21 protein-coding genes and 2 pseudogenes are annotated in these 25,081 nt (G+C 64.2%); 12 read left to right on the top strand and 11 right to left on the bottom strand.

Annotated features, from left to right (window positions below; all coding sequences use genetic code 11):
* Positions 1-2: 2 nt before the first annotated feature.
* The 3 genes and pseudogenes from nikC to ACFQS4_RS00855 all read right to left on the bottom strand — a co-directional run bounded on the left by nikC (position 3) and on the right by ACFQS4_RS00855 (position 3,499).
* Positions 3-923 (bottom strand): annotated as a pseudogene (gene nikC / locus ACFQS4_RS00865) (nickel transporter permease).
* Positions 920-1,867, bottom strand: coding sequence for a nickel ABC transporter permease (gene nikB, locus ACFQS4_RS00860; protein ID WP_500191738.1), 948 nt, complete (start codon positions 1,865-1,867; stop codon positions 920-922). The pseudogene nikC and the gene nikB overlap by 4 nt, the downstream one beginning before the upstream one ends.
* A gap of 30 nt (positions 1,868-1,897) precedes the next feature.
* A complete protein-coding gene (locus tag ACFQS4_RS00855) occupies positions 1,898-3,499 on the bottom strand; it encodes an ABC transporter substrate-binding protein (RefSeq protein WP_500191736.1) in 1,602 nt (533 codons plus the stop codon).
* A 436-nt stretch (positions 3,500-3,935) separates the two neighbouring features.
* Between ACFQS4_RS00855 and ACFQS4_RS00850 the strand changes: the two genes are divergently transcribed.
* The 5 genes from ACFQS4_RS00850 (at position 3,936) to ACFQS4_RS00830 (ending at position 8,787) form a co-directional block, all read left to right on the top strand.
* On the top strand, positions 3,936-4,532 hold the full coding sequence (locus tag ACFQS4_RS00850; RefSeq protein ID WP_500191734.1) for a winged helix-turn-helix transcriptional regulator: 597 nt from the start codon (positions 3,936-3,938) through the stop codon (positions 4,530-4,532).
* Between the two features lie 213 nt (positions 4,533-4,745).
* The gene (locus tag ACFQS4_RS00845) at positions 4,746-5,894 is read left to right on the top strand and encodes an MFS transporter (RefSeq protein ID WP_500191731.1); all 1,149 of its coding nucleotides are present in this window, start codon (positions 4,746-4,748) and stop codon (positions 5,892-5,894) included.
* A 113-nt stretch (positions 5,895-6,007) separates the two neighbouring features.
* The gene (locus tag ACFQS4_RS00840; protein WP_500191774.1) at positions 6,008-6,997 is read left to right on the top strand and encodes a potassium channel family protein; all 990 of its coding nucleotides are present in this window, start codon (positions 6,008-6,010) and stop codon (positions 6,995-6,997) included.
* Between the two features lies 1 nt (position 6,998).
* Positions 6,999-7,229 (top strand): Lrp/AsnC family transcriptional regulator, encoded by a 231-nt coding sequence (locus ACFQS4_RS00835; RefSeq protein WP_254157509.1) that lies wholly within the window; start codon positions 6,999-7,001, stop codon positions 7,227-7,229.
* A 70-nt stretch (positions 7,230-7,299) separates the two neighbouring features.
* The gene (locus ACFQS4_RS00830) at positions 7,300-8,787 is read left to right on the top strand and encodes a dihydrolipoyl dehydrogenase (protein ID WP_500191726.1); all 1,488 of its coding nucleotides are present in this window, start codon (positions 7,300-7,302) and stop codon (positions 8,785-8,787) included.
* Positions 8,788-8,865: 78 nt separating this feature from the next.
* Here the strand turns inward: ACFQS4_RS00830 and ACFQS4_RS00825 are convergent, their stop codons facing one another.
* The 4 genes from ACFQS4_RS00825 to ACFQS4_RS00810 form a co-directional block, all read right to left on the bottom strand.
* Positions 8,866-10,173 carry a thiamine pyrophosphate-dependent enzyme gene (locus ACFQS4_RS00825; RefSeq protein WP_500191724.1) on the bottom strand — a complete coding sequence of 436 codons (1,308 nt, stop codon included), beginning with the start codon at positions 10,171-10,173 and terminating at the stop codon, positions 8,866-8,868.
* A gap of 83 nt (positions 10,174-10,256) precedes the next feature.
* Positions 10,257-11,861, bottom strand: coding sequence for an ABC1 kinase family protein (locus tag ACFQS4_RS00820; protein WP_500191722.1), 1,605 nt, complete (start codon positions 11,859-11,861; stop codon positions 10,257-10,259).
* Positions 11,862-11,936: 75 nt separating this feature from the next.
* Complete coding sequence (locus ACFQS4_RS00815; protein ID WP_500191719.1) at positions 11,937-12,344, bottom strand: Hsp20/alpha crystallin family protein; 408 nt, start codon at positions 12,342-12,344, stop codon at positions 11,937-11,939.
* A 71-nt stretch (positions 12,345-12,415) separates the two neighbouring features.
* A complete protein-coding gene (locus ACFQS4_RS00810) occupies positions 12,416-13,240 on the bottom strand; it encodes a GIDE domain-containing protein (protein WP_500191772.1) in 825 nt (274 codons plus the stop codon).
* A gap of 91 nt (positions 13,241-13,331) precedes the next feature.
* Here ACFQS4_RS00810 and ACFQS4_RS00805 point away from each other — a divergent pair, with 91 nt between their 5' ends.
* From ACFQS4_RS00805 to ACFQS4_RS00795, 3 genes are all read left to right on the top strand, one after another.
* Complete coding sequence (locus tag ACFQS4_RS00805; protein WP_500191710.1) at positions 13,332-14,654, top strand: molybdopterin molybdotransferase MoeA; 1,323 nt, start codon at positions 13,332-13,334, stop codon at positions 14,652-14,654.
* Between the two features lie 221 nt (positions 14,655-14,875).
* On the top strand, positions 14,876-16,750 hold the full coding sequence (locus tag ACFQS4_RS00800) for a molybdopterin biosynthesis protein (protein ID WP_500191708.1): 1,875 nt from the start codon (positions 14,876-14,878) through the stop codon (positions 16,748-16,750).
* A gap of 80 nt (positions 16,751-16,830) precedes the next feature.
* Positions 16,831-17,478, top strand: coding sequence for a helix-turn-helix domain-containing protein (locus tag ACFQS4_RS00795; protein ID WP_500191770.1), 648 nt, complete (start codon positions 16,831-16,833; stop codon positions 17,476-17,478).
* On the opposite strand, the gene ACFQS4_RS00790 is transcribed toward ACFQS4_RS00795, so the two are convergent.
* Together ACFQS4_RS00790 and ACFQS4_RS00785 are read right to left on the bottom strand one after the other, a co-directional pair.
* Positions 17,475-18,104, bottom strand: a complete 630-nt coding sequence (locus ACFQS4_RS00790) for an HAD family hydrolase (protein WP_500191766.1) — start codon at positions 18,102-18,104, stop codon at positions 17,475-17,477. The genes ACFQS4_RS00795 and ACFQS4_RS00790 overlap by 4 nt on opposite strands.
* A gap of 149 nt (positions 18,105-18,253) precedes the next feature.
* Positions 18,254-18,463 (bottom strand): HVO_0649 family zinc finger protein, encoded by a 210-nt coding sequence (locus tag ACFQS4_RS00785; protein ID WP_500191764.1) that lies wholly within the window; start codon positions 18,461-18,463, stop codon positions 18,254-18,256.
* A gap of 113 nt (positions 18,464-18,576) precedes the next feature.
* Between ACFQS4_RS00785 and ACFQS4_RS00780 the strand changes: the two genes are divergently transcribed.
* The 3 genes and pseudogenes from ACFQS4_RS00780 (at position 18,577) to ACFQS4_RS00770 (ending at position 22,602) form a co-directional block, all read left to right on the top strand.
* On the top strand, positions 18,577-20,127 hold the full coding sequence (locus ACFQS4_RS00780) for a bacterio-opsin activator domain-containing protein (protein WP_500191762.1): 1,551 nt from the start codon (positions 18,577-18,579) through the stop codon (positions 20,125-20,127).
* 141 nt (positions 20,128-20,268) lie between these two features.
* Positions 20,269-20,451: a DUF1328 domain-containing protein gene (locus tag ACFQS4_RS00775; RefSeq protein WP_253437063.1), complete on the top strand. Its 183-nt coding sequence runs from the start codon at positions 20,269-20,271 to the stop codon at positions 20,449-20,451.
* A gap of 232 nt (positions 20,452-20,683) precedes the next feature.
* Positions 20,684-22,602 (top strand): annotated as a pseudogene (locus ACFQS4_RS00770) (aldehyde ferredoxin oxidoreductase family protein).
* 107 nt (positions 22,603-22,709) lie between these two features.
* Here the strand turns inward: ACFQS4_RS00770 and ACFQS4_RS00765 are convergent.
* Entirely contained in the window at positions 22,710-23,201 is a 492-nt protein-coding gene (locus ACFQS4_RS00765; protein ID WP_500191759.1) for a pyruvoyl-dependent arginine decarboxylase, read from the bottom strand.
* 97 nt (positions 23,202-23,298) lie between these two features.
* A complete protein-coding gene (pan2, locus tag ACFQS4_RS00760; RefSeq protein ID WP_500191757.1) occupies positions 23,299-24,525 on the bottom strand; it encodes a proteasome-activating nucleotidase Pan2 in 1,227 nt (408 codons plus the stop codon).
* 166 nt (positions 24,526-24,691) lie between these two features.
* Between pan2 and ACFQS4_RS00755 the strand changes: the two genes are divergently transcribed.
* A complete protein-coding gene (locus ACFQS4_RS00755; protein WP_500191701.1) occupies positions 24,692-25,081 on the top strand; it encodes a DUF7522 family protein in 390 nt (129 codons plus the stop codon).

Raw genomic sequence — 25,081 nt, 5'->3', positions numbered from 1 at the left:
GCTTAGAATCCCTCGTTCTGTACCGTATCCGTTTCCCGGGGATCGAGGACGTCGCGAAGCCCGTCACCGAGCAAGTTGAATCCGAGAACCGCGAGCATGATCGCCAGGCCGGGGAAGTTCACGACCCACCAGGCGTCCTGCAGGTAGTTTCGTCCTTCGGATATCATCGTTCCCCACTCTGGCGTCGGCGGCTGAGCGCCGAGACCCAGGAACGATAGTCCGGCGGTCCCGAGGATCACGCCGGCCATGTCGATCGTCGCGAGGACGACTACCGGGCCGATGACGTTCGGCACGATGTGGCGACCGACGATCCTGAGGCGACCGACACCCATCAACTGGCTGGCCTTGACGAACTCCTGTTCTTTGACCGAGAGTACGCTCCCGCGTATCACGCGAGCGTATCTGGTCCAGCCGACGACGGCGAGCGCGATCATGATGTTCGTCAGACTGGGCCCGAGGATGCCGGCGATGACGAGCGCGAGCAAGAGCCCGGGGAAGGCCAGCAGGACGTCGACGAACCGCATCAGCGCTTCGTCTACGTAGCCGCCGGCGTACCCCGCCGTCACTCCCACCGCCGTGCCGATCGCCAGCGAGATACCGACGACGGCAAGCCCGATTCGCAGTGAGATGCGAGCGCCGTATAGCAATCGCGTCAGGATGTCACGGCCAAGCTGGTCAGTCCCCAGCGGGTGGTCGACCGATGGGGACTCGAGGCGGTTCTCGAGGTCCTGTTCGGCCGTACGGAGTCAGAAACGGGGCGAGCAGGGCGCTGAAGAGGATAACCGAACGATCACCAGCCCGACGACGTTCAGCGTGTTCGACCGAAACTGTCGCATCTTTCGTGAGTCGTACAGCGATCGAATCCGCTCGCGCCGGGTCGGTCCCTCGAGCGACGTTTGTTCATCGAGATTAGCGTCGGTCATTTGGATGCACCTTCGAACGAAATGCGCGGGTCGACGTACCGGTAGGTGACGTCGACGAGGAGGTTCGTTACGACGAAGAAGACAGCGATCACGAGGACGAGCCCCTGGACGATCGGATAGTCACGAGCGAAGATCGAGTCGATTAACAGCCGACCGAGTCCGGGTCGCTGAAAGACCATTTCGATGATGACCGCTCCGTTCAGGAGGTAGCCGAACTGGAGGCCCACGATCGTGATCACAGGAATGAGCGCATTGCGCAGGGCGTGTTTGTAGACCACGATGCGCTCGCGCAATCCCTTCGATCGCGCCGTGCGGATGTACTCCTCGTCGAGCACCTCGAGCATGGACGACCGGAGCAGGCGGGTGACGATCGCCGCCATGCCAGTACCGAGCGTGATCGCCGGCAAGACGAGTTGATCGGCCGTGCCGTACCCGGACGTTGGTAACACCCCCAACTGAATCGCGAAGACGAGCATGAGCAGGTAACCCAGCCAGAAATTCGGCATCGATAGTCCGAGAAGCGCGGCAAGCTGGCTCCCGTAGTCGAGTCGGCCACCCTTGTGAACGGCGCTGACGACGCCCGTCGGGACGGCGATAAGAAGGGCAACGAACAGTCCGGCGAGAGCCAGTTCGAACGTCGGCCAGAGGTTTTCGAGAATCAACTGGACGACGGAGGCGTCGTTGTGGTAGGACTGTCCGAGGTTCCCCTGCAGGATGTCCGCGACCCAGTCTCCGTACTGAACAAGTATCGGGTCGTTCAGCCCCTGTTCTATTCGAAACTGCTCGATCGCTGCATCCGGGGGCGTCCGTCCACCCATCTGCTGGCGGAGAATCGTCTCCGCGGGATCTCCCGGCGTGAAAAACACCATGAGGAAGGTCAGGACTGACACTCCGAAGAGGACGAACAAGGACGTTATTGACCGTCTGAGGATGAATTTCCACATCGTATATCTATTCTGGAAGAGACTCGTGAACTACTCCCAATGCTCGAGTTCCGTCCAGCGCGAAAACTGAGGAATCGCACCCAATTCGGCGCCGTCGATATTCGCGTGGGCCGCTGCGATGAACTCGCTGTAGTAGAGCGGAATCGTCACGGCCTGGTCGGCGATGTGCTGCTGGGCCTCCTTGTAGGCCGACGCCTTCTCCTCCTCATCGCCCGTCTGGAATCCCTGTTCGATCAGTTCATCGACCTCTCCACCGAGGTTGTGAAGCCCCGTCCCCTCCTCCCCGTAGAGGCGCTGGTTGACGTCGCCCTCCGAGTGGAATCCCTCGTAGATGATGTAGTCAGCGTCGCCGCTGTTCGATCCGCTCTCTTTCAGGATGAGATGGGCCTCTCCGTCTCGTTCGGCTTCCGAAAAGGCGGCCCGCTCGAGGACCTGAATCTCTGAGTCGACGCCGATCCCGTCGAGCGCTCCCTGGACGACCTGAGCGATTTCGCGACCGTCGACCATGTCGTTCGCCACGAGGATCGACAGTTCCTCGCCGTCGTAACTCGAATCCGAAACGAGGTCGGCAGCGCGGTCGTCGTCTTTCTCGTACCCGTCGATGTCGTCGTGGGCGGACCAGTAAATGACCGGTGAGATCGGGCCGCGGGCGGGTTGGCCGACTTCCTCGAGGATCGTCTCGACGATCGTCTCCTGTGAGACGGCGTGGTTCAGCGCGCGACGGAGGTCCGCATCGTCGGTCGGCGACTTGTAGAGGTTGATGCCGACGTACCCGGCACCGGGGCGGTTCTGGCGCTCGAGATAGAGCGAGTCGTCGTCCTCAATCGACGAGACTCGCGTGCGGGGCGGCGCGAGCGCGAGGTCGATCTCGCGATTTTCCAGCGCGAGCGTTCGGGTGTTGGGATCCTCGATCACGCGGAACGTGAGTTCCTCGAGGATCGGTTCGTCGTTCCAGTAGTCCTCGAAGGCCGTTGTCCTGACCTCCTGCTGTTTCTCGATCTCGTCGACCTGGAATGGTCCGGTGCCGATAACGGTGCCGGACTCGTGATCTCGATCGGGGTGCTGTATCGCGACCAAGTTGTGTGCGATCGTCCCCGGGAACGTCGGGAACGGGTCCGTCGTCGTGAACTCGACCGTGTAGTCGTCGAGCGCCACGATGTCACCCGACTCGACGTGGATCCACCCCGGGGCCCACGCCCACTCCTCGAGGACAGCCTCGAACGAGAAGACGACGTCGTCGGCGGTCATTTCCTCGCCGTTGTGGAACGTGACGCCTTCGCGGAGTGAGAACTCCCACACTGTGTCTTCAACCTGTTCCCAGTCGGTCGCGAGCCACGGTTCCAGTTCCATGTCCGCCGAGACCCAGACCAGTGGTTCGAGAATGTTCGTCCAGTAGGGGATTACTCCGCCATAGTGGTTCCAGTCGTCTCGCGTCGGATCGTCGTTCAGTGCGATCGTCGCGCCCGGAAGTTGCTCCTGTTCATTCCGATCCTGGTCGTTCGGGTTGCCATTCCCGTTTCCGTTACCGTCATCCGAATCGCCACCAAGACATCCGGCTAAGGAGACAATACCAGCGCCACCCAGAGCCTTTAGTACTGTCCGTCTATCGTTCAATTGCATATTGCGTGTCATGTTCTAACACTCTCGGAATCGATACCATCCATCTGGCCCCTCCAAACATAAGTCTTGTATGTCCGCACGGCTGGTTATTTATATAGTCTCGTGTTTTAGAGGGAGTTGAGATTTAATATATAATCTGAATTTTTAAATTGAGGCAATATCAATGCAAGATTACTGGTTACGGTTTACTTACCAGGGCATATATTACATTTAGCATAACTCCAATAAGTTCGAATAATGAAAATCAAACGATCTATGTTCGCGTCTCCATCCACCGTGACTGCCTGGTCTGCTGACGACGGATTAGGTGAATACAATCACGATATCCGCCGAAAAGTTCATTCGGTGTACGCTTCCCAACTCCCTGGCGTTCCCGATCAGGTTAAGATCAACAGGAACGATGGCTCCGAAGTAAATTATATAATGGTCGGTTAGAAATTTCTTTAGTATGAGAAACTTCGATGAGACGGACCTCGAGATTCTTCGCCTACTGGCCGAAGACGGTCGACGCCCATTTAACGAAGTCGCAAACGCGGTTGACCCCTCGGCTCCCGCTGTTTCCGACCGGGTCAGCAAGCTTGAGGAACAAGGGATCATTCGCCAGTTTACCATCGACATCGACCGCTCACAGCTACGGCGAAGCCTCCCGATTCTCGTCACTCTTTCCGTTCGTCCGGAATGCTTTGACATCATCAAACAGCAGTTGGTGACGGTCCCCGAGGTGGAACACATCTACTCGACGATCAGTTCCGACTTCGTCTTTTACGCGAACGCGCCGGAGAACAACCCACGAGAGTGGATCGTCACACAGTTCGATCAGTCGATGATCCTCGAGTACGAAGTGACGCTGCTGACGGAAACCGACCGCTCGTTCACGCTTAGCGGGACCGAGTTCGCCCTCTCCTGTACCGAGTGCGGCAACACCGTCACCAGCGAGGGCGTCGTAACGCGGGTCGATGGTGAGCTGAAACAGTTCTGCTGTACCTCCTGCGAGAATCACTTTACTGAACGCCGCGACCGATTACGCCCGCAATCCGAATCCTGAGACGGACCTGTTCGTAACGACTCGTTCACCGCGTCGCGAGCGACGGTAACTGAAGTATTACGCTGTCTCGTGTTCCGTCATAACAAGATTAATGCTCGGTAGCCGCTCTCGTTACCTACGATGGGTACCAAAAGTAATTTGTCTATTTCGCCTACGATTCTAAAGTACTATCTCTACAAATCGACAAAAGCTGTCGAGTTCTACCGCCCCATCATGTACCTCTACTTTCTCTCACAGGGGCTCTCGTTTACGCAGGTCGTCATCCTCGAGGCCGCGTACAACCTAACCACCCTATTAGGCGAGGTGCCGACAGGGTACGTGAGCGACCGCTTCGGCCGGCGGCCGTCATTGTTGATCGGTTCAGTGCTCATCACGACCACGCTGATCGCCATCGGATTCGCGAACTCATTTCGCGAATTACTGGTTTTGTTCGTTACCTGGTCGATGGGATACAATTTCCGCTCGGGCAGCGAAGACGCCTGGCTGTACGACAGCCTGACAGACCTGGATCGAAGCGATCACTTCCCTCACGTTCGTGGTCGCGGCGAAGCGCTCGCGCTCGCCATCGGTGCCGGCGCGTCGGTCATCGGGGGCTACGTCGGCGGAATCGATCTCGCCTATCCGTTCTTTCTCGCCGCGGGAGTGATGGCCGTCGGCGTCGGGGTCGTGTATACGATGCCCGAACCGAGGAGCTATCGGCGCGCTACCACTGATCGGCTACGGTTTCGGGAATCGGTGAACGTGATCAAACGGACCCTCGGAACCAGGCGGATCAGAGCGTTCGTCCTGTACTACTTCGTCCTGTTTGCGGCGGTCCTCTACGTCACCTCGATCTTTCTCCAGCCAGTCTTCGAAACGGCCGTCCTCGAGTTGGGAGCGTCACCGTCAGCCGTTGAGCCGCTTCTCGGCTGGTTTTACGCTATCGTGAGCCTCGTCTCTGCCGGGTTGAGCTATCACACCGGCCGGATCTACGAGTCTATCGGCGTCAAAGGCTGGTTCGCCACAGTCCCGTTTCTCGTCGGTACGGGGTTGGTAGTGCTCTGGTTCGTACCCGTGCTCGCCATTCCAGTTCTTCTGGGCGCGCGGAGCGTGGTCGAGACGTCCCGCTCGCTCGCGATTCAGCACGTCAATATACACGTCGGAACAATAGGCCGCGCCTCCGTATTGAGCGCGATGGCGATGGTTAGTTCGGTCACCGTGATCCCCTTCCAGCTTGGAAGTGGGGTCATCTCCGATTTGGCCAGCCCGCTGATCGCCCTCTCACTGGCCGGCGTCACCCTCGTAGCTGGCTCAGCGGCACTGCTCGCGCTGAGTTCGCCGCTTCGAAGCGACGACGCGGTAGCCAAAATTTCGTCGGACTAACGAGCGGCTCACGGTTCAATCCAAGCAGACTGATGAATCACCGCGCTTATCCGCACCCCGCACATCCGTGAACCGGGGTAACATTATTCACGGCTGCCGGCGTAGCCCACTCCATGCGGTTCGTCATCATCGGCGCCGGTCGGGTCGGCCTCCGCACTGCGCGCGTCTTACGTGAGGAGGGCCACGAGGTAACACTGGTCGAGTACGACGAGGCGAAGGTCCGCCGTGCGCGCGGGCAAGACTTCGAGGTCGTCCAGGGCGACGGCTCCCGCGAGGAGGTCCTCGAGGAAGCGGGGGTCCGTCGAGCCGACGCCCTCGGCGCATTGACGGGCGACCTGAACGTCAACTTCGCGGCCTGTATGATCGCCAAACACCACGGCTGTCGGACGATCATGCGCATCGACGAGGACTACCGCGAGGAGATCTACCGCAAGTATGCCGACGAGGTCGACGACGTGATCTACGGATACAATTTCCGCTCGGGCAGCGAAGACGCCTGGCTGTACGACAGCCTGACAGACCTGGATCGAAGCGATCACTTCCCTCACGTTCGTGGTCGCGGCGAAGCGCTCGCGCTCGCCATCGGTGCCGGCGCGTCGGTCATCGGGGGCTACGTCGGCGGAATCGATCTCGCCTATCCGTTCTTTCTCGCCGCGGGAGTGATGGCCGTCGGCGTCGGGGTCGTGTATACGATGCCCGAACCGAGGAGCTATCCCGAGCGGCTAGGCGCGATGGGCGCGAAGAACGCGCTTCTGGGCGGGACGATCCGGGCCATCGCGGACATCGCCCAGCACCTCCAGGTCGTCGAGTTGACGATTACCGACGAAGCCCCGGTTCGGGGGTACACGATCAGCGAACTCTCTGCCGCCAACGCAACCCTGCTCGCGTTCGGCAAGGCAGGCCACCAGCTCGCGATTCCGACCGAGGACGAGTCGCTCGAGACCGGCGACCGCCTGGTCGTCCTGGCGGATTTCGACGTGCTGAGCGACGTCAGACAGATTCTCGTGGGTGAGTCACCGGACCGGGCGGTGTCGGCCGATGGCGGAATTGTCGACCAAATCTCGGGTACAGCGAACGACGGCGAACACGACGGAGGTAACTAGTATGGTCACTGCGTTCATCATGATCAAGGCGAATACGGGCGAGGCGGATCGACTCAGGGACAGCGTCGAAGCGATCGAGGGCGTCGAATCGGCGCACATCGTCGCGGGCGACGTCGACATCATCGCGAAGGCGCGCGTCGAGACGCCCGCTGCAGTGAAGGAGATTTCGGCGACGCGGATCCAGGGCATTCAGGGCGTCGAGGACACCCAGACGTACATCGCGATGGACTGATCGACCCACTCACCGCCAGGGGATCGGTTCGACCTCGGTGATTTATACTGTTTTGTCGCGTGAAACCCGTATGCAGGAGTTCGACTTTCTCGTCATCGGATCGGGTTCGGGCCTCGACGTGGCGAACGCGGCCGTCAACCAGGGACAGTCCGTTGCCGTGGTCGAAAAGGGGCGTCTCGGCGGGACGTGTCTCAATCGTGGTTGCATCCCCTCGAAGATGTTGCTCTATCACGCCGATGTCCTCGAGACGATCGAGTCCGCCGACGAGTTCGGGATCGACGCGACCGTCGACGACGTTGACTTCGCCGGTATCGTCCGCGAAGTCAACGAAGACGTGAAAGCGGACGCCGAATCGATCCGCCGCGGTCTGCGCTCCTCGTCTGATCACGCCCTATTCGAGGCCGAAGGACGGTTCGTCAACGACAGAACGCTCGAGGTCTCCGGCGGCGAGGACGACGGCGTACAGCTCCGGGCCGACACGATCCTCATCGCGGCAGGGACTCGCCCGACAATCCCGCCAATCGAGGGCATCCAGGACGTCGAGTACCTGACCAGTACCGAGGCGCTACGCCTCGAGAGTCCACCGGAACACCTGGTGATCATTGGAGGCGGGTACGTCGCGGCCGAACTGGGGCACTTCTTCGGCACGTTCGGCAGCGACGTGACGATCGTCGGGAGGCGGCCGTCGCTCCTCCCCGAGGCCGACGACGAGGTCGCCGAGGCGTTCACCGACCGATTCGCCGACCGGTTCACCGTCTACACCGGCCACGAGGCGACCGCCGTCTCTGCTTCCGGCGGCCAGGTCACCGTCGAGGCGAAGCCCTACGAGTACGGCGATGGACTCCTCGAGGACGCTCAGCCGGTGACCGCCACCGGCGACGCGCTGTTGGTCGCCGCCGGTCGCCGCCCGAACACGGACACCCTGAACCTCGAGGAGACGGGCGTCGAGACGGATGCTCGAGGCTTCGTCGAGACCGACGAGTACCTGCGGACGGACGCCGAGGGCGTCTGGGCGCTCGGCGACATCGTCGGCGAGTACCTGCTGAAACACAGCGCGAACCACGAAGCCCAGGCGGTCGCCCGCAACCTCTTCGGGGACGAGCTCCAGCCGGTCGATTACGACGCGATGCCGTTCGCCGTCTTCACATCCCCCGAAGTCGCCGGTGTTGACGCTCACGAGGCCGACCTCCGGGACGACGGTCGAGAATACGCGACGAACACGTACCGCTACGAGAACACCGCCCGCGGCGCGGCGATGAAAGCCGAGGGGTTCGTGAAGGTGCTCATCGATCCCGAGGGAACGATCCTGGGGTGTCACATCGTGGGGCCGGACGCCTCGACGCTGATCCAGGAGGTCGTCGTCGCGATGAAGTCCGGTTCGGGGACGGTCCAGGACGTTCGGAGTGCGGTCCACGTTCACCCGGCGCTCCCCGAGGTCGTCCAGCGCGCGTTTACCGGGCAGTTCACCCGGGGTGACAGCCACGATCACGACGCCCAACCCGATCACCAGCACGATCACGGCGACGATCACCAGCACGACCCCGACCACCAGCACTGACGCCCGTATCCGCCGAGTGACAGCTCTCGAGAAGCAATCACAGAGACCGCATTTTCGAGACTCGAAGTCGCTCGAGCGTCAGTGCTCGAGTTCCTGCACGTCGTAGTCGGCGAGGAAGCGCTCGAGCCAGGCACGCTGGTCCTCGAGTCGGGGCGTCGGCTCGTCGTAGACGGGTTCGAACACGTCCGACGGGTCGGGGGCTGGCGCCTCCTCGGCCGTCTCGACGGCCGCCTCCACTTCGGCTTCGACATCCTCGCGGACCGACTCGACGACGTCGTCGTCGAGGACGCCCTGCTCGCGGAGATACGTTTCGTAGCGCTCGAGCGGGTCAGCGGTGCGCCACTCGGGGAGGTCCTCGCGGTCCTCGCGGTAGCGCGAGGGGTCGTTGTAGACGCCGGGGGCGACGTCGTTGGGGCCGTCGGGATAGTACAGCGCGGCCAGCAACTGAATTTGCCCGCGACCGACGCCGAGTTCGAACTGCCCGCCGCCGTAACACCGAATCCCGCGCTCCTCGCAGTAGGCGATCGTCTCGAGCAACGACTCGAGCGAGCCGAATCGGGAGGGCTTGACGTTCAACCACCGCGGCTCCCACGGCAATGACCCGACGTCCTCGACACTGTGAATCGGGGCGTCCCAGGAGAGCCGGTTCCGAACGTCGGGCACCTCGAGCAGCGGGCGCGTCTCCTCGGTTACACCCGGATCCTCGATCACGGCCTCCGGGAACGACTCGAGGATGCGCTCGTAGAAGTCCGGATCCGACGGGACGTCCACCTCGGTCCCCTCGTACTGCCCCTTCAGGTCGAGGATTCGGACGGCGTCGGTCGCCACCAGGTCGTCGACCACGGCGTCGGTCCACTCGGGCGTTGGATCGAGTTTAAACTCGAGGGACGGAACGGCATCGCGAAGGTGCTCGACCCGATCGGTCGACGGCGGCTCCCCGAGGCGGGTGCTCGCGACGAAGCGGAGCGGTTTCGGTTCGCGGTCGAGTGCGTCCCCAAGCGAGGTTCCGGCCTGGCGCAGCGCCAGGTCGAGCGCCGCGCTCTCGAGCGCCCAGCGACGGTAATCCCGGAAGTCCTTGCGGTCGGGTGGGCCCGCCGGAAACAGGTTCAGGTCCTCGAGTCGATCCGAGAACGATGCCAGCGTGAACTCGCCCTCGAGGCCGTCGGTCGGCAACCCGACCTGATGGAGGGCGTCGTGTTCCTCGGCGTCGTAGGTGACGTCTTCGCCGCGTCCCGTGACTTGCTCACTACTCGAGTGCGGTCCCGAGAGCGCGACCTCGGTCGTCACCCGCGTAAAATCGCTCGACGTGTCCCGCTCGAGTCGCTCGAGTTCGACGTCGGCGACGTGTACCTCGAGGTCGGCGAGACGGTCGAAGTCCGTATCCATACGTCTCGTTGGGTTGCCAGACCGATGAACGTTCGTGCGCTCGTGGCGCTCGAGCCCGGCCGATCGCCACTGACTGGCCTCGATTACTCCTGCTCCCGACGCTGTCTGAGATTCTGGCGCGTGAACTGCGGTTTCGTCGAGATGGAACTCGGCGTCCGGAACGACCAGTAGAGGACGATCGAGAGGACGGCCGAAAAGATTGCCGCGACGACCGCCGCGATGGGTGCGTCGAGCGCGTAGAGCACCCCCATAGAGAACAGCGACATGGTCAACAACATGCCGTAAACGAGCCGTTTCGCCAGGGTGGCGAATACCTGATCGCTGTCCTCGACCCCGACCCGGACGAACTGGTCGTCCCGTTCGAATCGGTCGAGCATCCGCTCGAGTTTCGGCGGGATCCTGACGGCGGATCGACTGGCGTCCCTGACCTCGCCCGCAGTGTCCTCGAGGACCCGCTGTATCGACTCCTCGCGGTAGCCCTGCTCGGTGAGGTAGTCCGTCGCGGTAGCGATGAAGTCGAAGTCGGGATCGAGGGTCACGCAGACGCCCTCGACGACGGTCGCCACCCGGAGCACGAGCGCAAGGTTCTTCGGGAGACGGAACGGGAACTCGTAGATCGAGTCCTCGATCTGGCCGACGATCTGCTGGACGCGGTACTGCTCGATGTCCTCGCCGCGCGCGTCGGCGATAGCGAGTTCCATCACGTCGGCCATCACGGCCCGGTCGGCCTCGGGACTCAGCGTTCCGATCGCGATGAGGGAGTCGAGGATCGCGTCGATGTCCTGGTTGGCAATCGCAATGTAGAACTCGACGATCCTGTCCTGGACGAATTCGTCGACGCGGCCGCTCATCCCGAAGTCGTAGAAGACGATCCGTCCGTCGTCGGTCACCGCCAGGTTTCCGGGGTGGGGATCGGCGTGAAAGACCCCGTCGTCGATGATCATCTGGAGGTACGATCGCTGGAGGTTCTCCGCGACCTGCTGGCGGTCGATTCCCTTCGCGTCGAGTTCGCCGACCTGATTGATCTTCGTCCCGTCGATGTAGGCCATCGTCAGGACCCGATCGCTCGAGTAGGCCTCGTACACCTCCGGAATGAGAAACCGGTCGTCGTCGGCGAAATTCGAGCGAATCTCGGCGAGCATCCGGGCCTCGCGATGGTAGTCCATCTCCTCGCGAATCGTTTTCGCGAACTCGTCGGCCAGGTTCTCGAGGGAGAACGACCGGGATTCGTCGACGAACCGAATCAGTACCGGAAGCGACCACCGGATCACCCGGAGGTCGGCCTCGACGAGCGTCTCGATTCCCGGCCGCCGAATCTTGACGGCGACGTCGTCGCCGTCGATCGAGGCACGGTACACCTGCCCCAGACTGGCGCCGCTGATTGCGTCGGTATCGAAGTCCTGAAAGCGGGTTTCGACCGGGCCGAGGTCCTCCTCGAGCACGACTCGCGCGTCGGCCCAGTCGGCCGGGGGTACCTCGTCCTGGAGGGCCGAGAGCACGTCGATGTACGCCGGGGGGAGGACGTCCGGGCGCGTCGAGAGCAACTGCCCGAGTTTGATGAACGTCGGACCGAGGGTGAGCAACGACTCGAGCAGGACTTCCGCGCGCTCGCGATGGGTCTCCGAGCCGACGCGGCGTGGCCGTCCGAAGACGAGCCAGCGGCGGCGGTCGCGGGCGTACGCCAGCAACAGCGGCAGGAAGTGCCACGCGACGACGACGAACCGTCGATACGCGCGAAGGATGCCCAGGTCAGGTCACCCGGGTTAGACGTCCCCGTCGGCGTCTCCATCGGCGTCTTCGGCAGTCGAGTCCTCGGGGTCGCTCACGACGTCGATCGGCGTCCTATCGGATCCCTCCCGTTTCGGCAGGGCGAGTTCGAGTACCCCCCTATCGACGCTCGCCTCGGCGTTCGACTCCGTCGCGTCGTCGGGCAGGGGGAGGTCGACGTCGACAAAGAGCGGACGGTTCTCCTCGAGGTAGTGGTACTCCTCGGGGAGATCCTTCTGGCGGCGGGCCTCGATCCGAATGCGGCCGTCTTCGACGGCGACGTCCACAGTCTCGGCAGCGACCCCTGGCACGTCGAGCACGAGGAGGTAAGAATCGTCGCTCTCGAGGAGATCGAAGAACGCGGCGTCGGAGAGGTCCCGGAGGGCGTCGCGCAGCGCTGACATAGTGACCGGTTCGAACGCCGCGACGAAAAAGGCCGCGGTCCCGACCGGTCGTTCTCGGGCCACCGGGCGGGTCAGATACCGCCGACGCCGACGGCGAGAGAGATGACGAGGAACAGGACGCCCGCGAACGCCGAGAGCAGTCCCCGGACCGCGACGCGGCGTGCCGCACGGCGCTCGGTCACGTCGAAGAGCAGAAACGGCGGGCCGAGCAGGCGTTGGCGAACGCGAGCTAGGAGTCCCGACTCTGGTGGGACCGACCGCTCGACGACGGCGTTCACCTGTCCCGTCTCTCGAGAGGCCGTCGTGTCTCGCCGGGCCGTCCCGAGCAGGTGAACCGACTCCCCGACGTCCAGTCGCCGCTCCAGGTAGCGCCGGTCCCGCCCGGTCGAAATCTCGAGCGGGCCCAGCGAGAGGCTCGTGTTCTCGTCAGAGACATCCTCGTCGCGCTCGATGTAGTGGGCGATCGGTGTCGGTGGCGTCTCGCCTCCCTCGACGCGAATCCGCGCGTCTGCCGTAAGACGCAGGTCCGCCCCTCGCGGATTGACCAGGACGTTCCCCGACTCGTCCTCGAGGCGGAACGGCACGACCTGAGTCCCGCCGTCGATTTCGACCCACTTCGTGGTGCTCCCCGTGTTGGTCGACTTCCGGCGTTTCTCCTCGACGGCGTACTCGACGGCGACACAGGCCGTTTCGGTGAACGGCGACTCGAGGACGTCGTCCCAGGCGAGCACGGTTCCAGACAGTTCGACGGACCCGCCGTTCGGCGTGTCTAGTACCGTGTGCGGCTCGCGTGCGAAGAGCCGATAGGCGAAGCCCAGTTCGCGGAGCCCGTAGCCCAGAAGGGCGACACCGAGGAGCATACCGAGGGCGGCCAGAGAGAGGACCAGGACGGACATGTTCGGATTCCAATTTGTCGGCGAGAGTAAAAGTCGTCGGGTTCGCGGCCGACCCGCACGTTTTTCATCGTCGGCCGTCCCTCTTTGCGGTATGAAGGGTGCCGACCACGACCGCACGGAGTCGGGGTTCCGAGTGAGAACCCGCGTCGACGACGCCCGATCGACCCTCGAGGCGGCGCTCGAGGAGCGAAGCGTCCGGTGTGATCAGGAACGCGTGGCGCTCTCACGCGCCGACGGCCGCGTCCTGGCCGAGCCAATCACCGCCGACGTCGACGTCCCCCACTACGAGCGAGCGGCGATGGACGGCTACGCCCTGCGAGCGGCCGTCACGTTCGGTGCGAGTGAACGCTCACCCGCGGTCTTGGCCCTCGAGGATCAGCCCGACCCCGAAACCGCGCTCCCCCCGGAAACGGCCCGTCGGGTCCACACCGGGAGCGCTGTCCCCGCCGACGCCGACGCGGTCGTCATGCTCGAGCACGCCGAATCGCTCGGGGCGACGGGCGAACTCGAGGTGCTCGACGCGGTCGCCGAGGGCGAGAACGTCGCGCCCGTCGGGGAGGACGTCGAGGCTGGCCAGAAACTGTACGAACCGGGCCATCGACTGCGCCCCTCGGACCTCGGCCTCCTCCGGTCGGCGGGGACCGACCGGTCGCTCGTCTCGAGTCGACCGACCGTCGGCGTCGTGCCGACCGGCGAGGAGGTCGTCCAGGCCGATCCCGACCCCGGCGAGGTGATCGAGACCAACGGGCTGACGGTCTCGCGACTGGTCGGGCGCTGGGGCGGTCGCGCGACCCACCGCGAGGTCGTGACGGACGACGCCGAGGCGCTTCGCGTGGCGATCCAGCGCGATCTGACGAAGGACATCGTCGTCACGACCGGCGGCTCTTCGGTCGGCCAGCGGGATCTCCTGCCGGAGGTGATCGACGACCTCGGCGAGGTGCTGGTTCACGGCGTCGCGCTGAAACCCGGTCACCCGGTCTGTCTCGGAATCGTCGAGGAGACACCGGTGCTCGCGTTGCCGGGGTACCCGGTAGCGTGTCTCATCAACGCGGTCCAGTTCCTGCGGCCGACGCTCGCGTGGCTCCAGGGAACCGAGGCGACCCCGCATCCGACGGTGGCGGCACGTCTTGAGCGAAAGATTGCCTCGGAACCGGGAACGCGAACGTTCGCTCGGGTATCGCTCGAGGGGAATGAGGGACTCGAGGAGGCGGACGAGGCAGTCGAGGAGACGGAAGACGGACACGAGGAGAGGAAAGAAGGCGGGGAGCTGGTCGCGACCCCCACGCGAGCGAGCGGGTCGGGCGTGCTCTCGAGCGTCGCGCTCGCCGACGGCTGGGTCGTCGTTCCAGAGGACCGAGAGGGGATCCCGGCGGGTGAGATGGTGGCGGTGGAGAACTGGGAGCCCTGGTTCTGAAGGACTGATCGACGAGGCGTCGGACTGTGGCGAACAGGCGACACACTGCGACCGCGATCCGTCGTGTCGCACGACCGCCGCGCGGATCGCGTCTCGAGTCAGTTCACGCCGAGGTTGGCCGCTCCTTCGTATATAAACCTCCTCACAGTGATCGGAGCGCAGTGAGCCGAGCGCGCCGACGGACACTCGAGGTTTTTACCGCATCGCTTCCAAGAACGCCCATGGCCCGCAAGGAATTTCGGGATCTCGCGACACCCGAGCAAGCCCACGAGGCGATTCGGTCGCTGTCGCTCGAGGGCGGCATCGACCGCGTTCCCCTGTCAGAGGCGCGCGGCCGGGTACTGGTGACGCGCGTCGACGCCGAACTGGACGTCCCCGGGTTCGATCGCTCGAGTCTGGACGGCTACGCCCTCCGCGCGAGTGATACGTTCGGCGCGGACGAGGCCGACCCGGCTCGCCTCGAACTGGTTGGGGAGGTCCACGCTGGCGAGAGGCCGGGACTCGAGGTCGGATCCGGCGAAGCGGTCGAAATCTCGACCGGGGCGGTGATGCCGCCCGGGGCCGACGCGATGGTTCCCGTCGAGCGGACGGACATCGAGGATGAGACGGTCCTGGTCCGCACGAGCGTCGCGCCGGGAGACAACGTCATGTTCGCCGGGGCTGACGTCGCCGCCGGCGAGCGCGCGCTGGGGCCGGGGACGCAGCTGACGCCGCGGGAGATCGGCCTACTCTCGGCGCTGGGCGTCGACGAGGTCCCCGTTCGTTCCCGTCCCCGCGTAGGAATCGTCTCGACCGGCGACGAACTCGTTCGCCCGGGCGGCGACCTCGAGAGTGCCCGCGGGCAGATCTACGACGTCAACAGCTACACGGTCGCGGCGGGCGTCGAGGAGGCAGGCGGCGAGGCGGTACTCTACTCGCACGCTGGCGACGACCCCGCCGAGATGGAGCGCGTGCTTCGGGAGGCGGCCGAGGAGTGCGATCTCGTGCTCTCGTCTGGATCGACGAGTGCGAGCGCGGTCGACGTGATTTACCGCGTGATCGAGGAACAGGGCGAGTTGCTGCTGCACGGCGTGAGCGTCAAACCCGGGAAGCCGATGCTGATCGGGCGTCTCGAGCGGTCGGATTCGGCGGGACAGTCCGCCTACGTCGGCCTCCCCGGCTACCCCGTCTCGGCGATGATGGTCTTCCGGACGTTCGTCGCGCCCGCCATCCGCGAGGCGGCTGGCGTTCCCGAACCCGAGACGGCGACGTTGACCGGCCGCCTGGCTCGAGAGGAGCGATCCGAGCAGGGCCGTCATCGCCTGCTTCCGGTCGGCGTCACGACCGACGGCGACGGCGAGTACCTGGTCTACCCCGTCGACAAGGGGAGCGGGGCGACGACCAGCCTCGTCGAGGCCGACGGCGTCGTCGAAATCGACGCCGACACGGACTACCTCGAGGTCGGCGCAACACTCGAGGTCCGGCTGTTCTCGCCCGATCGTCGGCTCCCGACGCTGTTCGGCGTCGGCGAGGACGATCCGACCCTCAACCGCGTCCTGGATCGCCTCGAGCGACCACGATACCTCCCGATCGGATCGCGCCCCGCACTGCGGCGGCTTCGGACGGGAGCTCCTGACGTGGCCGTGGTCGCCGGGCCGGTCGAGCCGGATCGCGAACCCGAAGGTATCGAACTCGGCTCCTGGAATCGAGAGTGGGGGCTGATCGTACCTGCGGGGAACCCGGTCGAGGTCGAAGGGCTCGAGTCGCTCGTCGACCGCGACCTGCGGTTCGTCAACCGGACGACCGATTCGGGGTTGCGAACGAGCCTGAGCGTCGCCCTCGCGGAACTCGCGGACGAACGCGGCCGGGACCGCCATGACCTCACCGCGGCCATCGACGGCTTCGATTTGGGACTACGCGCCCACGAGAGCCCTGCTCGACGGGTCATCGCCGGGGAAGCGGACGTCGCGCTCGGACTCCAGGAGACCGCGGAGCGATTGAGCCTCGGATTCGTTTCCTGCGGCGAGCAACCCGTCCGGGTCTGGGCGGCGGCCGACCGCGTGGACAAACCGGGCGTTCGGGAACTCGAGTCGGCTCTCCACGAGAAACTCGAATAACGCACGGAGACAGTCTCAGGGCCCCGGTAGTCAGGATCTTCGAAGTAGCAGTTTTACGCCCGAGCGGTGTAGTGTGCGTGATGTCGACGATTGCCGAGTTTCGGATCCCGGCCTCGGATACGGCGATGGAGACGACGTTCGAGCGCGCCCCACAGGCCAGGCTCGAACTCGAGTCCTCGGTGTCGAAGACGCTCCCGTCGATTTGGGTCTCGGGGACGACCTGCGAGGTGATCGAGAACGCCTTCGCCGCCGACGACACGATCGAGCGATTCGAACTGGTCGCGAGTGCCGAAGACCGACTCCTCTACGACGTCGACTCCGAGCGCGCGCAGTACCTCTACGACGAGTTGCTATCCTCTGGCGGCTCGTTGCTCGAGGCGAGCGGCGTCGATTCCTGGTGGCAGTTCAAGATGCGGTTTCGGACGCGCGAACACCTCGTCGACACCCACGAGACGCTCGAGAGCCAGGACATCGTGGTCGATTTGATCCGCGTCACCGACGTCACGACGGTGTCGACGGGGAACACGCGGCTCACGCCGGAGCAACACGAGGCGTTGACGGCCGCGTTCGAGAAGGGGTACTTCAAGATTCCGCGCCAGATTTCGATGGAGGAACTCGCGAGCGACCTCGGCATCTCCCACCAGGCACTCTCGGAACGGTTGCGTCGCGCGTACGGGACGCTGGTCGACGCGGAGGTACAGCCGGTGAACGAGCAGACGACCGACTAGAACAGTTCCTCGAACGATTGGACGCGGTAGTCGCCGAGCACGCAGCGTCCGCGCCTGTCGTGGCCGACGCGTTCGACGTGGATCGCGTCGAGACCCGCGTTCCAGGCAGCGCCGACGTCGCCAGCACCGTCGCCAGCGAGGACGCCCCGGTGTCCGTTTTTCGCGACGCCCAGGTTCGTCATCACCCGTTCGACGGGCGTGGGGTCGGGCTTCCAGCCCGTCTCCGGGGTACAGCACAGCACGTCGTCGAACCAGTCGCGAATCCCGACGTGGTCGAGGACTGGATCGGCCAGGAACTGCTGGCAGTGGGTGACGAGGCCGACCGGCGTCTCGAGGTCGCCGACGAAGGCGGCGTCCTCGTGGAGGTACGTCTGTTCGGCGCGGACGAGCGGATCCTCCTCGGCGTGGAAGGCGTCCCAGAACGCCGACGGCTCGATGCCCCAGGCCCTGAGCTGGGCGTCGCGGGAGCCGGTGAGGCCGTTCCAGAGGATGTCGGCCTCCCGGTCGGTGAACTCCCGGCTGAGTCGGTCACCGACGCGGTCGAACACCTCGCGGGTGTAGGACCACTCGACGTCGACCAGGGTTCCGTCGAGATCGAGGAGCCAGAAGTCGTACTCCGAGACCATGTGGAGCTACCAGTAGTCGTCCCGCTTATAAGTGTGTGTCGCCGCGAGCGCCGTCGCTCTCGGTTCGCCGATTTCCCACGTTATTCGTGTCGCCCGTCACACGTCCTTCACGTCGCCCGTCACACGTCACTTCCTCATGAGCGCAGAACTCACCGGCGCGGTGTCTCGAGCCTGACCTCCCTCGTCTCGACGCCGGCACAGGAAGGACAGACGAACCGGTAGTGGATGGACCGTCCGGACGTCGTCACGTGCCAGCCCGCGTCGTCGCCGTCGTAGCCGCACTCTCGGCACCGGGCGCTGGTTCGATCGAGTCGCTGGCGCAGCCTTTCGAACGGAGACCGACTTCGCTGTATAGACATGTGTTAACATACAACTCGAGGTCGTATAATTGTCCGCATCAGTCACGAACGAAGAATGTTCACCACCACGACAGGGACTGGCGTTTTATGACCGGCCCGAAACTAGAGTGAACATGGACGACACCGACGGACGAGACGGGGAGGGCGACGTCGATCGAGCCGTGAAGGCGAGGGCGGTCGACGAGGCACCGATCGGCGTCTCGCTCTCCGATCCGTCACGCGAGGACAACCCGCTGGTGTACATCAATCCGGCCTTCAAGCGACTCACCGGCTACGACGACGAGGCGGTTCTCGGACGAAACTGTCGATTCCTCCAGGGGCCGGACTCGAGCCCCGAAGTCGTCGCGGAAATGCGGGCCGCTATCGAGGACGAACGGCCGACGACAGTCGAACTCCGGAACTACCGAGATGACGGCACCGAGTTCTGGAACGAGGTGACGATCGCTCCCGTTCGCGACGAGACGGGAACCGTCACGCACTACGTCGGCTTCCAGAACGACGTCACGGCCAGAAAGGCAGCCGAGTTTGCCCTCGAGGAACGAACCGAGGAACTCGAGTATATCCTCGAGCGCGTCGAGGGATTGATCCAGGACGTGACCAGCGTCGTCGCTGGATCGACCTCCCGGAGCGACCTCGAGACCACAGTGTGTAGCCGAATCGCCGAGGAAGCCGCCTACGAGGGCGCCTGGATCGGCGAACGCAATCCCGCAACAGACACGCTCGAGGTGCGAGCGAGCGTCGGCGTCGACCCTGACGATTTGTCGATTGACGCCGATCACCCCGCGACGACCAGCCTCGCCTCGGAGTCCGTCGTCGTCGACACGGTCGAGGGGTGGACTCACGCCTCCTTCCCGCTCGTCTACAACGGCGTCGAGTACGGGACGCTGACGGTCTGCAGCGACGACTCACACGAGGTCGACGACCGCGAGACGATCATCCTCTCGGCGCTCGCACGGGCGGTCGCCAGCGGGATCAACGCTCGCGAGACCAGTCGCATGCTCGCGACCGACGCCGTCGTCGCCGTCGAACTCGAGATGACCGACCGCGACCTCCCACCAGTTGGGGTCAGCGCCGAGACGGGCGGTCGCCTCGAGTACCGCCGGTCGGTTCACGGTTCGGGTGACGACACGGCGTCGCTGTTTACGGTCACGAACGCTGGTGCCGAGGAGCTGGCCGCGGTCGCCGAGGGTCTCGAGGGAGTCGACCTCGCAGTTCTCGTCGAGCGGGCGGACCGCATGTTAATCGAACTCGACGCCGAGAACGACCTCGTCGAGTGGCTCTCCGAACGCGGCATTCTCGTCCAGTCGATCGAGGCCGAGGACGGCCGTGCCCGCGTGACCCTCGAGATTCCGCACTCGACGAACGTCCGCAGCGTCGTCGAGTCGGTTCAGGCACGGTACGACGGAACGGACGTCATCTCCTTTCGCCAGCACGAACGTGGCGACGAGACGCGCGAGGAGTTTGCCGCCAGACTCGAGGACGAACTCACCGAGCGCCAGTTCGCCTCTCTGCAACGGGCGTACCTCGGCGGCTACTTCGAGTGGCCCCGTCCGACCACTGGCGAGGAACTCGCCAGTTCGATGGACGTCTCGCGACCGACGTTCCACGAACACCTGCGGAATGCTGAAGCGAAACTCTGTCAGGCGTTTTTCGAAGGCAAGTGAGGCGAACGTTCGTCGAAGGCGAGCGAGGCGAAGAAAGATCACCCTATACTCGCTTACTGCGCCGTAGTCGGCCCTTAGGGTCGAAAATCGAGTAGGACAGTCACCAGCGTTTATATACTCGTTTGTGGTGGCAAGGCACACATGCTCGAGATTCCACTCCAGATCGGTGGCGGCGGCTTCCTGTACTGGGCGATCATCTTCTTCGTCCTGGCGATTATCGCCGCGGCGGTCGGGTCTCGCGGCGTCGCCGGGGTGAGTATGGAGATCGCACGGATCTTCGTGTTGATCTTCATCATCCTCGCGGTCGTCGCCCTGTTACTGTAGCCGCCCTCGAATGTCGGTACGGAGAAACCGAGACTCGAGGCCGGAAACCAGAAAGAAGAGGCTGGAGAGAGGAGACCGGAAATCAGAGAGAGAAAATCAGAGAAGCGACGCCAGTGTACGGACTCGCCACCGGCCGAGTCCGTCGTCTTCTTCGCGACGTAAGTGGATCCGGTTACGTGCCTGTGGGAACGCCTAACAGGCTTCACCACGAATATAACGAACAGGGTTTACCATGACAGAACTCGGCGGTTTTCACGACAGGGTTGCTCGCATCGATCTCTCCTCGGGGTCGGTCGACTACGAGCCGATCGACGACGAGGACGCCAGGAAGTACATCGGGGCTCGCGGCCTCGGCGTGAAGTACGTCTTCGAGAACGGCCCGGACGTCGACCCGGAGGGACCCGAGAACCTGCTCGCGTTCATGAACGGTCCGCTCACTGGCTCGCAGGTCCCGATGTCCGGTCGAATCGCGGTCTGTACCAAATCGCCGCTGACCGGGACCGTCACCGACAGCCACCACGGCGGCTGGTCCGGCGCGCGGCTCAAGTGGGCCGGCTTCGACGGCCTGCTGTTCGAAGGCAAGGCCGACGAACCCGTCTACGCCGTCGTCGAGGACGGCGAGGTCGAACTCCGTGACGCCTCTCACCTCTGGGGAAGCGGCGTCCACGAGACGCGCGACCAGCCGAGGAGGAAGTAGACGGCTCCTACGGGAAGAACCTCTCGTTGATGGCCATCGGGACGGGCGGCGAGAACGGCGTGAAGTACGCCTGCATCATGAACGAGGACGACCGAGCCTCCGGTCGGGGCGGTACCGGTTGCGTGATGGGGTCGAAGAACCTCAAGGCGGTCGTCGTCAAGTCGACGACGAAGATGCCCAAGCCCGCAGACCAGGAGACGTTCAGGGAGGGCCACCAGCAGGCGATGAAGGCGATCCAGGAGTCGGACGTCACCGCGCCCAACGAGGGCGGCCTCTCGATGTACGGGACGAACGTCCTGATGAACATCGGCGAGGAGATGGACGGCCTCCCGACGAAGAACGCTCAGTACACCTCGACCGAGAGCATGCGCGAGGCCGAGGGCGCCGACATCGACGCCGAGCGCGTCTCCGGGGAGAATGTTCGCGAGAACATCCTCGTCGACGAACCGACCTGTCACTCCTGTCCGGTCGCCTGCAAGAAGGAAGTCGAGGTGCAGACGATGCACAAGGGCGAGGAGATGAACGTCCGGACGGAGTCCTACGAGTACGAGTCGGCCTACGCGCTCGGCCCGAACTCGGGGCACACCGACCGCGACGCCGTCGCCCTCATGATCGAGCGCTGTAACGACGTGGGCGTCGACACCATCGAAACGGGGAACATGATGGCGATGGCCATGGAGATGTCCGAGCAAGGCAAACTCGAGGAGGGCGACCTCGAGTGGGGCGACTACGAGACGATGATCGACATGATCGACCGAATCGGCCGCCGCGAGGACGACCTCGCCGACCTGCTCGCGGAGGGGCCGCGCCGGGTCGCCGACCGCAAGGACGCCCAGGACAACTCGCTCGCGGTCAAGGGCCAGACCATCGCCGCCTACGACCCGCGCTGTATGAAGGGGATGGGCATCGGCTACGCCACCTCGAACCGGGGCGCGTGTCACCTGCGCGGGTACACGCCCGCCGCCGAAATTCTCGGCATTCCCGAGAAGGTCGATCCTTACGAGTGGGAGGGCAAGGGCGAGCTGACCGCCGCCTTCCAGGACCTCCACGCCATCTCCGACAGCTTCGACATCTGCAAGTTCAACGCTTTCGCGGAGGGCATCGAGGAGTACGTCGACCAGTACAACGGCATGACCGGCCTCGACGTGAGCGAAGACGAACTCATGGAAGCCGGCGAGCGCATCTACAACCTCGAGCGCTACTACAACAACCTCGCCGGCTTCGACGGCTCGGACGACTCCCTGCCGGCGCGCTTCCTCGAGGACGGCATCCGCGGCCAGGGCGCCAGCGAGGGTGAGTACTGCGAGCTCGATGAGATGAAAGAAGAGTACTACGAGCACCGCGGCTGGGTCGACGGCGTCGTTCCCGACGAGAAACTCGACGAACTGGGCATCGACATGGGCCCCGGTACCGGCGTCTCGCTCGGCGACTCGCCGGCTCCGGCGGACGACTGATTGCCAGGCCGACTCGTTTCCGATCACCGGCCATTTTTCGACGCGAATCGACCCACTCGAGCGGCGTTCAGCCGGCTCGCTGACTCCATCTGCGCCTCGAGACTCGGCTAAAACCCGCAGCAGATCGGCTCGCTCTCGCCGTACACCGCCAGCACCACGGCCGTCGCGTAGCCGTCCGGTTCCCCCCGAACCGTCTCGATTCGCGTCTCGGGTTCGTCGAACACCCACTCGCGCAGGGTCTGTCCGCCCGCCAGGCCCTCGAGCACCCGGGACTCGACGGTGGCCGGATCGGCCTCGCCCGCGTTCTCGTAGAACAGGCCGGGACCGTTCCCCGAATCGGACTGGGCCCAGGCGAGCGCGGAACTGGCGCGTCCTTCGCCGCGAACGGTCGCGCGGGCCTGTACCACGGTGAGTCGTTCCCCGGCGGGGCCGAGGTCGGGCGCCGTGCCGACCGCTTCGACGTCGGCAGCTGCGGGAATCACCGACGAGACCGTCACGAGGTTGTAGTTTTCGACGCCAGCGTCGGCCAGGGCGGCGTCGTAGGAGGCCATCTCCGTCGAGGCGGTCGCCGATCCCCAGGCGACGCGGATCGTGCTCATGAGCGGGAGTCGGGGACCGACGGCGTAAGGGCTTGCGATTTCGCTGTCGTCGTGCCGGTACGTAAATTGCGGGGAGTGTGTCGCTCGAAGGCGTAGCTCAGTCGAAGAAGTAGTTCGCCGACGTGACGACTTCCCGATCACCGGCCTCGATCTTCTCGAGGGCGGCCTCGAAGTCCGACTGCCCGACGGTCGTCCGGTCGTCGCGGATGGCGAACATCCCGGCTTCGGTCGTGACGGATTCGATTTCCGCGCCCGTGAAGCCGACCGTCTGTTCGGCGAGGTCCTCGAAGTCGACCTCGTCGTCGACGTTCATGGCTCGCGTGTGAATCTCGAAGATCTGCTGTCGTCCCTCGCCGTCTGGTTCTGGAACCTCGATGAGGCGATCGAACCGACCTGGACGGAGGATCGCGTCGTCGAGCATGTCGAAACGGTTCGTGGCGGCGATGATGCGGATGTCACCGCGCTCGTCGAACCCGTCCATCTCGCTCAGGAGCTGCATCATCGTTCGCTGGACCTCGGCGTCGCCGGAGGTCTTCGACTCGGTACGCGTAGCGGCGATGGCATCGATCTCGTCGATGAAGATAACGGCAGGTTCGCGCTCGCGGGCCATCTCGAAGAGGTCCCGAACCAGTCGGGAGCCCTCGCCGATGAACTTGCGGACGAGTTCGGAGCCGGCCATCTTGATGAAGGTCGCGTCGGTCTGGGTGGCGACGGCTTTGGCGAGCATCGTCTTCCCCGTGCCCGGCGGCCCGTAGAGCAGGACGCCGGCCGGTGGTTCGATCCCCACGTTCTCGAAGAGTTCGGGCTGGGCGAGCGGTTGCTCGACGGCCTCCCTGACTTCGCGAACCTGGTCGTCGATCCCCCCGATGTCCTCGTAGCTGACGTCGGGTTTTTCCGTAATCTCCATCGTCTGCGCACGGGCGTCCGTCTCCGCCGAGAGGATCCGCTGGATACCAAAGGAATCGTTGACGGCGACGCGGTCCCCGTACTCGAGTTCCTCGGCGAAGTCGGGGCCGATTTCGGTGAGTACCTCCTGGTTGTTCCCGTGTTGCTTGACGATCACCTCGTCGCCCAGGTGGTCTTCGACGGTCGCGAGGTACAGCGACGAACTCTTGAGGACCTCGTTTTCGCGTTTGGTGCGGTCGACCTGTTCTTTGAGTCGCGTTCGCCGGTCGCGGGCGGCGTCGAGTTGCTCTGACAGCTGCTCGCTGGCCGCTGTCAGCTGCAGAAAGTGGTCGTGGAGCGCTTCGAGTCGTTCTTCGTCCGGGAGATCGGGATCGATCTCCCGACTCGGTGTGTCGGGGAGCGAGGGACTTCGAGACATCCTGACGACCGAGCATAACTGCCGACGGTACATCTGCCTTTGGGTCCCGGTGAGGATATCGACGCGGCCCCGGTTCGCCGGCGAACGTCCACGGCTCGGGCCCGGCACCCGTCGGCCGTCTGTCGCTGCCCGCGCCATTTAAGCGGCCGGGGTTCCCTTTCCCGGTATGGCCACGGGTCTGCTCACGGACGAACGAGCCGATCAGATCGTCACCACCTGTCGAACCGCCGTCGGCGACAGCCTCCGGTCGGTGACGTACTTCACCCGGGACGACTTCGAACAGCTGTACCTCCGCGACGACCTCGAGCGCGACGCCGACCTCACGAGCTTCATCGGTCACGAGTGGCGCGGCTTCAAGACCGCCCAGACCGCCTACGAGGGCTCCGAACTGGGCGACTACGAGTACACCATCCGCGTATTCGAAAACGGCTTTCTCATCCGCGTGACGACCGATCGGGAGGGCGTCTTCGCGACGACCGACGGGCTGACGGTCAAGGACTTCGAAGAAGTCGCAACCGGTCTCGAGTCGTTCTTAGGCGAGCGCAACCGCGAGTAA

This window comes from Saliphagus sp. GCM10025317 (assembly GCF_042663665.1).
Taxonomy (GTDB): Archaea; Halobacteriota; Halobacteria; order Halobacteriales; family Natrialbaceae; genus Natronosalvus.
This window is presented reverse-complemented; position numbering and strand designations above follow the sequence as displayed.

Bases quoted from the DNA above. Each gene is read 5' to 3' on its own strand.
- nikB (WP_500191738.1), bottom strand. From the start codon at position 1,867: ATGTGGAAATTCATCCTCAGACGGTCAATAACGTCCTTGTTCGTCCTC.
- ACFQS4_RS00855 (WP_500191736.1), bottom strand. From the start codon at position 3,499: ATGACACGCAATATGCAATTGAACGATAGACGGACAGTACTAAAGGCT.
- ACFQS4_RS00850 (WP_500191734.1), top strand. From the start codon at position 3,936: ATGAGAAACTTCGATGAGACGGACCTCGAGATTCTTCGCCTACTGGCC.
- ACFQS4_RS00845 (WP_500191731.1), top strand. From the start codon at position 4,746: ATGTACCTCTACTTTCTCTCACAGGGGCTCTCGTTTACGCAGGTCGTC.
- ACFQS4_RS00840 (WP_500191774.1), top strand. From the start codon at position 6,008: ATGCGGTTCGTCATCATCGGCGCCGGTCGGGTCGGCCTCCGCACTGCG.
- ACFQS4_RS00835 (WP_254157509.1), top strand. From the start codon at position 6,999: ATGGTCACTGCGTTCATCATGATCAAGGCGAATACGGGCGAGGCGGAT.
- ACFQS4_RS00830 (WP_500191726.1), top strand. From the start codon at position 7,300: ATGCAGGAGTTCGACTTTCTCGTCATCGGATCGGGTTCGGGCCTCGAC.
- ACFQS4_RS00825 (WP_500191724.1), bottom strand. From the start codon at position 10,173: ATGGATACGGACTTCGACCGTCTCGCCGACCTCGAGGTACACGTCGCC.
- ACFQS4_RS00815 (WP_500191719.1), bottom strand. From the start codon at position 12,344: ATGTCAGCGCTGCGCGACGCCCTCCGGGACCTCTCCGACGCCGCGTTC.
- ACFQS4_RS00810 (WP_500191772.1), bottom strand. From the start codon at position 13,240: ATGTCCGTCCTGGTCCTCTCTCTGGCCGCCCTCGGTATGCTCCTCGGT.
- ACFQS4_RS00805 (WP_500191710.1), top strand. From the start codon at position 13,332: ATGAAGGGTGCCGACCACGACCGCACGGAGTCGGGGTTCCGAGTGAGA.
- ACFQS4_RS00800 (WP_500191708.1), top strand. From the start codon at position 14,876: ATGGCCCGCAAGGAATTTCGGGATCTCGCGACACCCGAGCAAGCCCAC.
- ACFQS4_RS00795 (WP_500191770.1), top strand. From the start codon at position 16,831: ATGTCGACGATTGCCGAGTTTCGGATCCCGGCCTCGGATACGGCGATG.
- ACFQS4_RS00790 (WP_500191766.1), bottom strand. From the start codon at position 18,104: ATGGTCTCGGAGTACGACTTCTGGCTCCTCGATCTCGACGGAACCCTG.
- ACFQS4_RS00785 (WP_500191764.1), bottom strand. From the start codon at position 18,463: ATGTCTATACAGCGAAGTCGGTCTCCGTTCGAAAGGCTGCGCCAGCGA.
- ACFQS4_RS00780 (WP_500191762.1), top strand. From the start codon at position 18,577: ATGGACGACACCGACGGACGAGACGGGGAGGGCGACGTCGATCGAGCC.
- ACFQS4_RS00775 (WP_253437063.1), top strand. From the start codon at position 20,269: ATGCTCGAGATTCCACTCCAGATCGGTGGCGGCGGCTTCCTGTACTGG.
- ACFQS4_RS00765 (WP_500191759.1), bottom strand. From the start codon at position 23,201: ATGAGCACGATCCGCGTCGCCTGGGGATCGGCGACCGCCTCGACGGAG.
- pan2 (WP_500191757.1), bottom strand. From the start codon at position 24,525: ATGTCTCGAAGTCCCTCGCTCCCCGACACACCGAGTCGGGAGATCGAT.
- ACFQS4_RS00755 (WP_500191701.1), top strand. From the start codon at position 24,692: ATGGCCACGGGTCTGCTCACGGACGAACGAGCCGATCAGATCGTCACC.